The sequence below is a fragment of the Myxococcales bacterium genome (genome assembly GCA_012517325.1).
GTDB lineage: Bacteria > Lernaellota > Lernaellaia > Lernaellales > Lernaellaceae > JAAYVF01.
The window spans coordinates 1-13494 of sequence record JAAYVF010000020.1 but is presented as its reverse complement, the minus strand read 5'-3'; the positions used below and the strand labels follow the sequence as shown (position 1 = coordinate 13494).

Sequence of the window (13494 nt, the reverse complement as noted above, 5' to 3'; positions counted from 1 at the left end):
TTACCGCCGCGCTTCCGCCAGCGCCAGCCGGCAGACTTCCGGCAACGCGGCCGCGACCGGCGCCGACAAGCCGGTCCCCCATTCCGTCGCCGCCGGCTCCACGCCGAAGATGACGATTTCGGGCATTGCTTCCAATTGCAGTTCCCATAGGCGCATCGCCTCGGGCAGGCTGATGGAATGCAGCGAAAGAGCCAATTTGGCCGGGGTGCGCAGTTCCGCCGGAGTGAACCGGTAGATCGTGCCCGGCGCCCGGCCGCCGCGCACCGCGTCGATCAGAATGAGTCGATTTCGGTCGGCGAGCCAATCGATGGCGTCCAGGGCGCTGGTGCCGCCTTCCGCCAGATCGAGATCGGGCGGCGCCGCTTCGCGCAGGCGCTCGATCGCCCGCACGCCGATGCCGTCATCGCCCATGAGCGTGTTGCCGAACCCGAGAATCAGCGTCTGGGCCATTTTTTCACCGATAAAAAGGGCGAGAGGAGAACCGCGTCCTCATCTCGCCCCGATTCGTCAGCCGAAACTACGAAACCTTGACGACCGAGACTTCCTTGCCGGCCTCGATCACGTGAACCGCGCAGGCGATGCACGGATCGAAGGAGCGGATGACCCGGGCCGGTTCCATCGGATTTTCGGCGTCGGCGACCGGCGTGCCGATCAACGCCTTTTCCGCCGGACCCATCACGCCCTTGTCATCGCGCGGCGAGGCGAACCAGGTCGTGGGAACGACCGCCTGGTAGTTGGCGATTTTTTTGTCCTTCACCACGATCCAGTGACCCAGCGCGCCGCGCGGCGCTTCGGTCAGGCCCATACCCTTGCCTTCCGCCGGAATGTTGAACGGCGTATGGAACGGCTTGCCGGGTTCGAGCGCGGCGACGAAGTCGAGCAGCTTGTGAGCGACGATCTTGCACTCGACGGCCCGCGCCAAGTGACGGCCGGCCAAAGAGTCGACCGCGTCGACAGGCGCGTTGAGCTGCTTGAGGGCCGCGTCCAGGTTGGCTTTGACGTCCGCGTGGCCGCGCAGATAGGCGACCATCATCCGCGCCGCCGGGCCGACTTCCATCGGCGCACCATCGTAACGCGGCGCCTTGAGCCAGGTGTAGGCGTCTTTCTTTTCGGGCGCCGGGTGCGTCTGACCTTCGTACGGATGCAACGCCGACTTGGAATCGTAACGGGAGTATTTGACCTGCTCGACGATCTTCGCCGGGTCGAATTCCTCAAGCTTGCCGTTGCGGATCACGCCGGCGGGCAGATAGCGCTTCTTGCCGTCCTCGGTTTCCTCGAAGACGCCGTAAGACAGATAGTTGCCGTAACTCTTGCCGATCGTCGCCGCCGCCGGGAACGCCTTGGCCAGCGCCAGCACGTCGGGCACGTAAACGTTATCGACGAAGTCGATGAGTTCGAGCAGGCGGGTTTTGTAGCTGACGATGCGATCCACCGTCGGATCCTGGGTGACGCCGCCGGGCGCGATCGCGATTTCGTGCGGCATGCGGCCGCCCCAGATGGTCAGCATTTCGTGCGCCTTGCGGCGAGCGGTCAGCGCCTGGAGGTAGTGCGCGATCAGTTCGATGTTGGTCGCGGTGTCCTTGATGTAGAAATCGCCCTCGTAACGGGGCAGGAACGGGCCGAGTGCCACCGGTTCGCCGGCTTTCGCCTGTTCCAGACCGGCCAGCACCCAGTCGCAGACCTTTTGCAGGCCGCGATCGGCGCCGTTGTATTTGGCGATCGCGGTGATGTCCACGAAGTCCAGCGCCGCCAGATGATAGAAATGCAGAATGTGCGATTGGATGTAGTTGCTGCCCAGAATCAGGTTGCGGATCAACATGCCGTTTTTCGGCGGGGTGACACCCAACGCCATGTCCAGGCAAAGCGTGGAGGCTTGCGCGTGCGAGGCCGGGCAGACGCCGCAGATGCGCTGCGTGATGTGCTGGGCGTCCACCGGATTGCGGCCGATCAGGATGTTTTCCCAGCCGCGGAACATGTCGCCGGCCGTCCAGGCATTGGTTACCTTGCCGTCGGTGGCTTCCACTTCGATTTTCAAGTGACCTTCGATCCGGGTAATGGGATCGATGACGATTTTCTTCTTCATTGGCTTTCCCCCCTCTTGGTTAAGCGATCTTGATCGGCAGGCCTTCCAGTTGCACGACACCGCGAATTCCTTCGCCGAAGTGATCGGGGAAGGTGGGTTCGGTGCAGCCGATGCAGGGGGCGCCGCAGCTGATGCAGTTGTTGGTCGCGCCGTTCCAACCGCGCTTCATGACGTCGCAGTGGGAAATCGGCCCTTTGCAGCCCAGTTGATACAGGCAGAGGGGTTCGCCGTAGTCCTTGGCGAACTTCTCTTCCTGGAAGTACATGTATCGTTCGCAGTTTTCGTGGGTCTGCGGATAGAACAAGGCCGGCCGGCCCTGTTCGTCAAGCTTGGGCAGCCCGAACCACAGGTAATGCGCCAGGGTGCCGACCATCCAGTCGGGATGCGGCGGGCAGCCGGACACGTTGATGACTGGCGTCGCGACGCCTTTTTCCTTCAACAGTTTGCCCAGCGAGGTCGCGCCTGTCAGGTTGCCGTTGGCCGCGGGGATGCCGCCGAAGGCCGCGCAGGTGCCGATGGCCACCGCCGCCTGGGCGTTTTTTGCCGCTTCGACGATCAGGTCTTTATAGGCGATGACCTTGCCCTGCCGCTGCCCCAGCGTGCAGTACTCGCCGTCGCCGGTGGGAATCGAGCCCTCGGCCAGCAGCACATAGGAGCCCTTCTTTTTAGCCATGACCTCGTCGATCACCTTGGTCGAAACATCGCCGGTGCCGGCCATGACCGTCATGTGGTACTTCAAGCTGATTACCTGGGTGATTACCTGAGCGATATCGGGATAGGTGGCGTTCAGCAGCGAAACGCTGCAGCCGGAGCAGGATTGGCCCTGAAACCACATCACTGCCGGCAGGGATTTATCCGCCGCCAAGGCTTTCGCAATGCCGCCCATTCCCGAGAGCGAGGCTCCTGCCGCCGCGCTGCTCGCCATGGCAAGCTTTAAAAATTCGCGCCTGGTCAATTTGCTCATTCTTTCCTCCGACGACCGTGGTTGCTCTATTGTGCGGACAAAAGCATATATCATTTCCCGACCTTGCTTGACAATCATGGCGCAACAATGTTAATAATTTTAGAAACGTATTACTGGCCCGCCCCGCCGCGCAATTCACCGGGATAAACTCGCCGCCGCCATCAATTACTTCTCCCGGTCTTTTCAACCGTTTGACCCTGCGATACCCTGACGGGGAAAACCGCCGAACGAAAAAGGTGGAAAGAAAATCGATCCGCTTCGCGCAAATGGTTACCAACCGGTGTTTGCCGTCCAGGACGAATCGCCGGTCGATCAATCGTCTTTCGACGAGTTGCGCGCGCAAGCCCTGCACACGTTGCGTTTCATCGTCTATTTTCTGGCCGCTTTTACCGTCTTCCAGACCGCTTCCTATTATTTATTCGCCCGCACCGATTTGCTCAATCAACCGTTCGGATACGTCTCGGTCACCCTCAACCTCGGACTGCTGGTGGCGTTCAGCCTGTTTTTTCTGATCAATCGGGCGGCCGAGAAATTCCACCTGGATAAAACGCGGATTTATTACGTCTCGATGAACGGGATGACCCTGTTCACCAATTTCATCTGGCTTTGCCACATCCACCTGGCGGGCAGCTCCATCACGATTCTCATCATCCTGATTCCGGCTACCGCCTTCGTCGTTTCCGGATATCTGGGTTCGTGGGAAGCCTGGATCCACCTCGGCATCGGTCTGGCCGGATACCTGGGCCTGATCATTCTGGAAAGAAACGGCCTGTTGCCGTTCTTTCCCCTTTACCGCCATAGTGCCGAGTTGCCGGCGCAATTCCTGCTCAGCGCCCGCTATACCATTATCAACATGGTCATGTTGATCGCCCTTTCGGTGGTGGTCCTGCTTTTGTTGATCCGGCTGCAACGGGATCTGCGGCAGCGCAACCGGGAGTTGGCGCAGGCGAAAAAAAAGCTGGAAATCCTCGCCCGCACTGATTCGCTGACCGGCCTCATCAACCGGCGGACGGTCATGGAACTGGCGGAACGCGAATTGTCCCGGGTGCGGCGGCAAAAGCAGCACCTGGCCATGGTCATGGCCGATATCGACAACTTCAAACAGGTCAACGACACCTACGGCCATGCCGTGGGCGATATCGTGCTGCGGGAAACCGCCCAACTGTTGCAACACAATTTCCGGCCGTACGATCTGGTGGCGCGGATCGGGGGCGAGGAATTTTTGATCGTCATCGCCGAGGTGGACGCCAACAAGGGCATCGATCTGGCCGAACGGACGCGCGTCGCCATCGCCAACCACGACATTCGGATCGACGAAGCCACTCAATTGCAAATCACCACCAGTTTCGGCTGCACGACTTTCAATCCGGATCAACCCAAGTCGTTTGATCTGCTGCTCAAAGACGCGGACGACGCGCTGTACGTTTCTAAAAAACACGGTAAAAACCGCGTCACCCATAAAGTTTGACGGCCGATCGACCCGTTTCCCGGCGCACCTTTTCCCGCGCTTATCCGGCCTTTCGTTACAATAAGATACCGTTATTGCAACGTTTTTGCGGTTGGCGAATCGTCTTGACTTGTTTTTGAACCCGCCTCTATACTTCCTCGTTGCATTGCACGGACGAAAATGAAAACCGTCCGCCTGAATTCGCTGATCTCGGTTTGGTTCGCGGGCCCACAAAAGGAGCAGCTTTCCATGAAACGTTTTTCTTATTTCCTATTGATGCTGGTTGTCCTCTGGGCAATTCCGGCAAATGCGGCTTGGTTCGGTTTAACCGAATCGACTTCCGCCCCGGCGGACGTCCGGATCGTGGCGGCCGATACCTACGGCCTGACCCTCGCGGTCGACGTTCCCGGCCTGGAAGTGACCGAAGACCAGGATGATTACGTCACCCTGACGATCCCGGAAGCGGGTTTTGCCGGCGCGATCGGCGAACCGCGCCTGCCGGTCATCAACCGCCTGATCCGCGTCCCGTTCGGCGCGGACGTGCGGGTCGAAACAACCGCCGACTTCGACGAGCTGCCCGTCACCGAATTGACCGGTGCTGCCCGCCTGATGCCGGTGCAGCCCGCCATTCCGAAAATCCCCGGCGCGCGGGAAAATGCCGTGTTCACCGTGAACGAAAAGGCCTACCGGATCGACGCCGCGGTCTTTGCCGCTCCCGCCGCGATGACCGACGAAGGCGCCCTGCGCGGCTATCGGTTCATGGCTCTGCAAGTCCGGCCCGTCAATTACAACCCGGTGACCGGAATATTGCAGGTGGCGAAATCCATGCGCGTCGCCGTCCGGTTCCTCCATCCCGATTATGCCGAGACGGAATACCAGGGCGAACGCTATGCCGAACCCCGCACCTACGCCATGGCGAAAAACCTGCTGATCAACTTCGACCAGCTCGAAACCACCAAGGCGGCCGCGTTTACGCCGACTTCCTACGTGATCATCGGCACTCCCGCCGTGTTGGCGCTCGACAAGGTGCAGGAATTGATCGAATGGAAAGCGCAGCGCGGCTACGACGTGGTTCCGGTGACCGTCGCCGAAGCCGGCAACCAGCCCGCCAACATCATGAACTACCTGCGCGACGCTTATCAAAACTGGGATCGCCCGCCCGCTTACGTGCTGCTCCTGGGCGACATCAACCTGGTGCCGCAGTTCATCGGCGCCACCGGCTACAGCCTGGCCACCGACTTGTATTACGGCACGATGAACAAGGGCGATTATTTCCCGGACCTCGGCGTCGGCCGCCTGTCCTTCGCCAACCAGGCGCAGTTGACCAACGAAATCAATAAAATCCTCGACTACGAGAAAAACCTGTGGGATGCCGGCGACAACTGGACGCGGCACGCCACTTTCATGGCCAGCACCGACAATTCCAACATCTCGGAAGGTACGCACAATTACGTTTGCAACAGCATCCTGATCCCGGCCGGTTTCACCTGCACGAAAATCTACAGCGCCGACGGCGCCACCACCCAGCAGGCGTTGACCGCGATCAATTCCGGCCCAACCATCCACGCCTATTCCGGCCACGGTTCGGAAACCTCCTGGGCCGACGGCCCGCCGGTCAGCCAGGCGCAGGTGCGCAACCTGACCAATACCACCACCCCGCTGGTGCTTTCGCACGCCTGCCTGACCGGTTCGTACCAGATCGGCGAGTGCTTCGCCGAAACCTGGGTGCGCATTCCCACCGGCGCGCTGGCCTTCTGGGGCGCTTCCGACAGCACCTACTGGACGGAAGACGACATCATCGAGCGGGCGATGTTCACCGGCTGGTTCGCTGGCGACGGCACCCTCGCGGCCCTGCCCTGGACGCGCGGCATGCTCGATTTCTCGATGGTGAAATTGTATGAGGCGGAAGGCGCCGTGCAGTTGGTCCGCCACTACTTCGAAATGTACAACCTCTTCGGCGATCCGGAAGTCATGCTTTACAGCGCGGCGCCGGCCGACGTGACCCCGGACTACGCGGCGGAAGTGCCGCTGGGCACGAACTCGATCCAGGTCTCCGTCCCCGGCCATCCGGGCGCGATGGTCGGCCTTTCCGCCGACGGCGAATTCTGCGGCGTGGGCTATGCCGATGCCTCCGGCAACGCCGTGGTGGAAGTCGTCAACCAGCCGAAGAACGCCGAGGCGACCCTGACCGTAACGGGTCAGAACATGGCGCCGTTTGTCGGCACGATCGCCTTCGTCGCCGATGTCGATGACGACGACGATTCCGCCGACGACGACGCGGCCGACGACGACGCGGCCGACGATGACGCCGCCGACGATGACGCGGCCGACGATGACGCCGCCGATGACGACAGCGGTGACGACGATAACGACGATAACGACAGCGGCGGCTGCTCCTGATGCCTAGTTCGAATTGAAACGCCAAGGGCGGCCTCGCGGGGCCGCCCTTTTTTTTGCTTGTCGCGGATCGTTTTACGGCAGCGTGGCCGCGCCGTTCGCGGGCGGCGTCACCAGGTAGGCTGTCGCCTTTTCAAAACCAAGCGGAACCAGCCGCAGCCCTCTTTTCAATGCCGCCGCGACCAATTCCGCCTCCTGGTCTTCCTCCAATCCGACAACGATCACCCCGGGCGGATCGCCCGCCAACAATGGCTCCAGCGATCCGGGCGTGACGCAGGCAAATCGCCGGGCTCGTTCGGCGGTCAACCAGTCGCCGAGGCGATAGCAAAACGGCCCCGCGGACAGTTGCGGATAAATCGATTGCCCCGCTTCCAGGGCCAGTAAAGGCGAGAGGGTGGCGACTTTCCCCGCCCCAACATCCGGCAGATCCCACTGCAAGCGAGCCGCCGCCCAATGAACTTTCATCGGCGTCCAGACATCGATCCGCCGGATGGCCGGCCCCGCTTTCAACAGTTCAAAACCGCCGAAGGCGATTTGCAGACCCAGCAAAACTAGAAGCAACGCGCGAGCCGGCGTGGGATAGAGCCGGGCGAATCGTTCCCATTGAACGAAGAAAAGCAGCACCGCGAAAGAGAGAGGAAAAGCGAAATACTGGTCCCACAGCGGGCGGGGCGACAGCGCCGCGAGTAGCGCGACGCCGAAAGCCGTCCAGCAGAAGAACGTGCGATAATCCTCTTCCGCCCGCGAAACATCGTCCCGGCCAACCGCTTTCCGGAAAGGCCAGGCCAGCATCGCCGTGGCCGCCAACAAAAACAGGTTGGTCGGCCGGACCGCCAGCGCGCCGACGAAGCGCAGTTTGTCCGGCCAACTCATCCCGATCGAAAAACCGGTCAACGCCCGCCACGAAGCGGTCAGGCGGTGGTATTCGACGTTGTCGAACCAGAAGGCCGCGGGCGCGGCAAGGATGTAGTACAGCACCGGCAACAGCGCCAGCAGCGTTCCCGCGAGCAACGGCGCCACGCCGCGGGTGAATCGCGCGCGAACCGGGCGCGACCGCGGCGCGATCAGCAGCGTCAGCCCGAACGGAACGAGCAGCGCCGCGTAGTACAGTTTGCAGCCGATGCTCAAGCCCAGGAAAATCCCGGCGAAAAAAACATCCTTCGGCGAAAGTGCCGGCCGTTCGGTGCGGCGGAACAAGAAGAACACGGCCAGCAACGAGGCCAAAAGGGGAGAAATGTAATTGGAGGCTTCTCCCGCCGCGTGCCCAACGACCCGGTTGAAGGCTAAGAGGACGACCGCCCCGAGGGGCGCGAGCAATCCGCCGGTCCCGGCGCGGACGATGACAAACAGGGTCGTCAGGCAACCCAGCCACAACAACCACGACAGGATTCGGCCGGCGAGGAGCAACCACGTCGTGTCGACGACCGTAAATAAAAGGCGATGCAAAACGGCCTGGTAGGGCATCTGGAAAAAGGCGAAATCCCGGTAGAGGACATGATCCTTCAGCAGCACGCCCGCGCTCAGATACATGTGCTCGTTGTGATCGAGCGCGGCGGTCATGATGTCCGCCAGCGACAGGACGGCCAAAATCGTAAAGACCGCCACGACGGCGGCGGCGCCGGATGATGTCACGGGTGATTTGATGGAAACCTCCCCTTACGGATTCCGATCCTAGCCAGTAAGCTTTTCCGCCGCCGCGATGTCAAGAAAAATCGGCCGGCGATGGAACCGGATTTGCCAGGCCATGCCCGCGCCTCTAAACTCAGCGGATGATTTCCCCCGATGCTCCGGAAAAACTCCCCGCGCTATCCAAGCGTAAAGGGGTCTTTTTCGCGCTCGTCGCCTTGATTTTCTTTTTCGCCGCCCTGACCTTACTGCTTTCCCGACTCGAACATCGGGGAGCCATCCGGACCGACGACAAGGACGACGCGGCGGTCTACGTGCCGGCGGACATCTTGGAACGAAAAACCGTCGCGGGCGTCGACACCTGGTTTTTCGGCGGCCCGGACCAAGTGCGCGGCCGGGTATTGGTCGAGAAACCGGCCGATCTCTATCGCATTCTCTGCGTGGGCGGCTCGTTCATCATGGGTTTCCCCTATACCAAGGCGGACATGACCACTCCCGGATTCGCGGGCATCCCGCATTGGCTCTTCCTCGAACTGGCCGTACGTTACCCATCCCGCCGTTTCGAGGTGATCAACCTGGGGGTCGCGGGGCAGAATTCCACCCGCGTCGCCGAGTTGGTCGAGCGTTTCCTGGCGGTGCGGCCCGACCTGATCGTGGTGGCGACCGGCAACAACGAAGGGCAGACGGCGCCCTCCGCCTTCAGCCGCGCTTTGCACCAATGGATTTTGTATCGGGTGATGAAAAAGGCGCTGGTGGCCCCCATCGCCGATTCCCGGCGGCCGCTCTTCACACCCCAGGATCCCGATATCCGATTGATCGAGGAAACCTACCGGGGCAATCTGCGCCGCATCGTCCAGGCCTGCACCGGCCGGAAGGTGCCGCTGATACTGGCGACGTTGCCGATCAACCTGCGGTTTCACGGCTTTTCCAACGATCCCGCGCCCAACAACGCGGCGGAGTCGGATGATCCCATTTTGATCGAAGGCAAAGCGCTGCTCAGCGACGGCGAATACCGCCAAGCCCGTGAAAAATTGCTGCAAAGCCGCGATCAGATCTTTGCCACCTATTACCTGGCCCTGAGTTACGATCTCCAGGATCAGTTCGACCAGGCCAGGGAACTATATCGCGCCTTCGCCCAAATGAATCCGCTCAACCGGGCGCGGCCCTCGTTCAACGAGGACGTGCGGGCACTGGCGAACACCGCCGGGGTTTACCTGGTCGATCTGGAAGCGGACGTGGAAAGTTTTTCCGTCGGTCGCATTCCCCACTTCGCGTTTTTCCTGGATTACTGCCATCTGAAATGGTGGGGAAACCAATTGATGGCCCGGCAAATCGCGAAAAAGCTGGTGGCGACCGGTTTAATTCCCGCCGGCGACGGCGAACCGCTGCCACCGCCCAGCCAGAACGATCTCATCGCGAAAAACAACCTCGAAGCCCTCGTCAGGCTTGACGAATCGGTCGGCCGCGAACTTTTCGTGGAGGTCTGGGAAAAGGGAAAAGGACTATTTCCCCGGCAACTGCACCGCGACTTGATCACCGACTATTCGCGCCCCGGCGATCCACCCCGACCGCTCAGCCCAAATACCCCAGATCCTTCAACCGCCGAATGATCGCCTCCCGATGCGCCACCGACAGCGCCTCCGGATCGCGGCTGATTTCGGGCGTCGGCTGGCCGTAGACCACTTGCCGGTGCGCCTCGCCGCAGGCGGCGGTCAACGCCTGGCCGTCCAAGTCGCCCGGCACTGGCCAGCCGAGCAGATGAAACGCCGTGGGGATGACGTCACAGATGCCCGCACCCGCGATCTCTCCCGCGCGGATTTTCGGCCCCGCCGCGGCGAAAACTCCGTGCAGGCGGTGGTTGCCGGTGTGCTCGACGACGACCGGGCCGAGCGTCGTCCGGCTCCAGAATTCCGTCGCGCCGCGCGTGGTGTAGGCATAATCGCGCATCACCACCAACAGGTCGGGCGCCTCGGCCAGGCAATCGCCGTGGTAGATCTCCTCTTTTTCGATGATGCGATCGACCACCGGCCGCCGGTCATCGGGATCGGTCAGACCGCGCAGCGCCGCCTTGACCTGTTCGCGGACGCGCCGCACCTCGCGCGGTTCGACGATGCCTTCCGGTTCGCGGCCCTGGAGGTTGAGCCAGACGTTGCCGCACAGGCCGCGCGAATAAGCGACCGTGCTCGACCAGTCGACCGTCGAGAAGTTCAGGCGCTCCACCTCGCCCAGGCCGAGCGCCAGGCTCTGATCGTCGTTCCAGGACGGCCCCGGCGGCGGGCGACGGTCGCGGGTCCAGGCGTGCTCGATGCCGATTTGCCCCGCGGGCGGCGGTTGGTAGGCGCGGATTTTTTCGGGATCGAACCGCAGGATGCCGGTATCGAGGAAGAGACGGTTCAGGTAGACGTCGCGCCGCAGATCGCCGAAACCGTGGTCGCTGGCGATCAGCAGGTGATCGTCGGGCGCGAGCCGCTCCAGCCAATCGTCGAGGGCCCGATCAAGCGCGAGGTGAATTTGAAAAATCGCCTCGCCGATGCCGTCGCCGCGGCCCGGGTCGGCGATCATTTCGGGCGTGAGCGCGCCCCACAGCGCGTGCTGGATGCGGTCGGCGGCGACGTAAACGAACAAACCCAATTCGACGGGATGGTGGTCCCAAAGGCGCAGAAACGCCCGATGGCGCGCCGCGAACATGGCGAACACGTCGGCGAGAAAGGCGTGCGGATCGTCGTACCAGTGAACCATCGCGTCGATGCGGTAGCCGTCGCCCAGTTCGGCGGCGATCTCCGGCGGCCAGACGCCCTCGGCGATCGTGGGGGTGTGCATGCCTGACACCATGAACCCCGGCAACGGCTCGGGGGGCCAGGTGAGCGGCACGTTGGCAACGCCGACGGCGGCCCCCGGCGGCGCGAATTGCCAGAAGGCCGGCGCGCGGCGGTCGTGGGCGGTGACCAAATCGACGTCGTAACTTTTCGGCGCGCGCTTGCCGAAGTCGAAGATGCCGTGGCGACCCGGATTCACCCCGGTGATCAGGCTCGTCCAGGCTTGCGGCGTCAGCGGATGGATGGTGCTTTGCAGCAGGCCGCGCGCGCCGCGTTCCAACAAGCGGGCGAAGTTCGGCAGCCGGCCGGCGAGCGCCCAACGGAACAGCAGGCTCGGCTCGGCCCCGTCGATCCCCAGGATCAGTACGCGGCCCATGATTTATCCGGTTTGAAACAGGAGTGCGGTCGCCGTCGGATCGCCGGGCGGCAGACTGACGATGCCCTCGGCCGACGCGGCTTCGGCGAGGTCGGGCGCGCGGTCGGCCGCCGGCCGGCTCAGCCGCGCCGACCGGTTGTTTTCGCGTCGCGCCCAGCGCCAGCGGTGGATCGGCGACGCGGCGAACGGCGCGGGCCACTCGACGGCGACGGCCGGCAGGTCGAGGTCGCGGTGGCCGGCCATCCGGCGCGCGAAGGGCCGCACGTACAACTCGAACAGCAGCCACGCGGCGGCCGGATCGCCCGGCAGGCCGAACCACCAGCCGTCTTCCAACAGGGCGCAGGAAAAATCGGCGCCCGGATTCTGGGCGACCTCGCGAAAGAGAAATTCCCCGTTCAGCGAGCGGAGCGACGTTTCCAGAAGTTCGGGCGAGCCGCCCAGGGTGCAGACGATCTCGGCCAGATCGAAGGCCCGTCGCAGGGCGGCCTGATGCAGCTCCGCATGGGGAGGTGTCGCGCCCATGTCGATCGGCAGTTGCCCGGCCCGCGACACCGCGGCGGCCAGCGCCGCCCCGGCCGGGGTGAGCAGCATTTCCTCGCCGGTTTCATTGCCGCTCAGCGCGTCATCCACGGTCACCAGACCGACCGCCACCGGCGCGAATACCGGAATCTCGATCCGATCCAAGCCGGCCAACAGCGCCAGTTGCGCCGGACCGATGGTCGTCCCGGCGGTCAGAGCCGGTTGCCCCGGCACGTCCTCGGCCAGGGCGCGGCCGAGCGCCAATTGTCCCGGCGCCTTTTCGGCTTCGGGATCCTGCGCCGTTCCGAGCACGATCGCGTAGGCTTCCTTGGGCGTCGGCATGTTTTCCGCCCCTATTTGCGGTTGGTTTTCTTGGTGATCATCTTGTCGATGAGGCCGTATTCCTTGGCTTCCTCGGCGCTCATGTAGTAATCGCGTTCGGTGTCGACCACCACTTTTTCATACGGCTGGCCGGTATGGTGCACCAGGATTTCGCTCAGCCGCTTTTTCATCCGCAGGATTTCCTTGGTCTGAATCTGCACGTCCATCGCCACGCCGTAGGCGCCGCCCGCCGGCTGGTGGATCATGATCCGGGCGTTGGGCAGGGCGAAACGTTTTTTCGGCGCGCCCGCCGCCAGCAGCAGCGCGCCCATGCTCGCCGCCTGGCCCATGCACAGCGTGGCCACGTCGGCGTGGACGTACTGCATCGTGTCGTAAATCGCCATCCCCGCGGTCACCTCGCCGCCGGGGCTGTTGACATAAAGCCAGATGTCCTTGTCCGGGTCTTGCTTGTCCAGATAAAGCAATTGGGAGACGATCGCGTCGGCCTTTTTCGAGTCGATTTCGCCCGTTAAAAAGACGATGCGCTCGTCCAGCAAATGGGAAAAAATCTTCACGGCGAGCATTTTTTCGGCGTCGCCATCGATCACGAACGGCATTCTTTCAACCTCCTCATGATGACGGTTCGGCATCCTAACGTGTTTTGGCGGGAGTGGCAAACGAGAACGCGACTCGGCGGCGTCGAACGCGCCCAATCGCCAAAAAACTCATAATTAGGATATTCATTAATCAATCTTGAAATGGATGAACGCTGCCGATACTTTATCTTGACTTGAAAACGAAGGGCTAATATATTTATTCCATCTTCTTCGTTCTTTGCACTCGGTGCCAACTTTGGAGGTAAACATGACACGTAAGTCGCTTCTGTTCCTGGTGTTGCCGTGTTTGGCAATCGCCGCGATCGGCTTTGCCGCATGGCACGATTCT

The 13494-nt window shown here is 62.2% G+C and carries 10 protein-coding genes; 3 read left to right on the top strand and 7 right to left on the bottom strand.

Translation table 11 applies throughout. The annotated features are described in order from the left end of the window. The 3 genes from GX444_04285 to GX444_04275 all read right to left on the bottom strand — a co-directional run bounded on the left by GX444_04285 (window position 1) and on the right by GX444_04275 (window position 3047). Window positions 1-450, bottom strand: coding sequence for a hydrogenase maturation protease (locus GX444_04285; GenBank protein NLH47806.1), 450 nt, complete (start codon window positions 448-450; stop codon window positions 1-3). 67 nt (window positions 451-517) lie between these two features. Further along, a complete protein-coding gene (locus tag GX444_04280; protein NLH47805.1) occupies window positions 518-2083 on the bottom strand; it encodes a nickel-dependent hydrogenase large subunit in 1566 nt (521 codons plus the stop codon). A 19-nt stretch (window positions 2084-2102) separates the two neighbouring features. Continuing rightward, window positions 2103-3047: a hydrogenase small subunit gene (locus GX444_04275; GenBank protein NLH47804.1), complete on the bottom strand. Its 945-nt coding sequence runs from the start codon at window positions 3045-3047 to the stop codon at window positions 2103-2105. A gap of 280 nt (window positions 3048-3327) precedes the next feature. Here GX444_04275 and GX444_04270 point away from each other — a divergent pair, with 280 nt between their 5' ends. Beyond that, window positions 3328-4515: a GGDEF domain-containing protein gene (locus GX444_04270; GenBank protein NLH47803.1), complete on the top strand. Its 1188-nt coding sequence runs from the start codon at window positions 3328-3330 to the stop codon at window positions 4513-4515. Between the two features lie 228 nt (window positions 4516-4743). Further along, window positions 4744-6894, top strand: a complete 2151-nt coding sequence (locus GX444_04265) for a hypothetical protein (GenBank protein ID NLH47802.1) — start codon at window positions 4744-4746, stop codon at window positions 6892-6894. Window positions 6895-6966: 72 nt separating this feature from the next. On the opposite strand, the gene GX444_04260 is transcribed toward GX444_04265, so the two are convergent. Beyond that, window positions 6967-8523: a hypothetical protein gene (locus GX444_04260; protein NLH47801.1), complete on the bottom strand. Its 1557-nt coding sequence runs from the start codon at window positions 8521-8523 to the stop codon at window positions 6967-6969. A 137-nt stretch (window positions 8524-8660) separates the two neighbouring features. Between GX444_04260 and GX444_04255 the strand changes: the two genes are divergently transcribed. Continuing rightward, on the top strand, window positions 8661-10127 hold the full coding sequence (locus GX444_04255; GenBank protein ID NLH47800.1) for a hypothetical protein: 1467 nt from the start codon (window positions 8661-8663) through the stop codon (window positions 10125-10127). Here the strand turns inward: GX444_04255 and GX444_04250 are convergent. Genes GX444_04250 through GX444_04240 form a run of 3 tightly spaced genes read right to left on the bottom strand, consistent with a single transcriptional unit; the run spans window position 10090 to window position 13199 of the window. Further along, complete coding sequence (locus tag GX444_04250; protein ID NLH47799.1) at window positions 10090-11709, bottom strand: hypothetical protein; 1620 nt, start codon at window positions 11707-11709, stop codon at window positions 10090-10092. The two genes, GX444_04255 and GX444_04250, sit on opposite strands and share 38 nt — an antisense overlap. Before the next feature lie 3 nt (window positions 11710-11712). Further along, window positions 11713-12570 (bottom strand): hypothetical protein, encoded by an 858-nt coding sequence (locus GX444_04245; protein ID NLH47798.1) that lies wholly within the window; start codon window positions 12568-12570, stop codon window positions 11713-11715. 11 nt (window positions 12571-12581) lie between these two features. Continuing rightward, window positions 12582-13199 (bottom strand): ATP-dependent Clp protease proteolytic subunit, encoded by a 618-nt coding sequence (locus GX444_04240; GenBank protein ID NLH47797.1) that lies wholly within the window; start codon window positions 13197-13199, stop codon window positions 12582-12584. Between the last annotated feature and the right edge of the window lie 295 nt (window positions 13200-13494).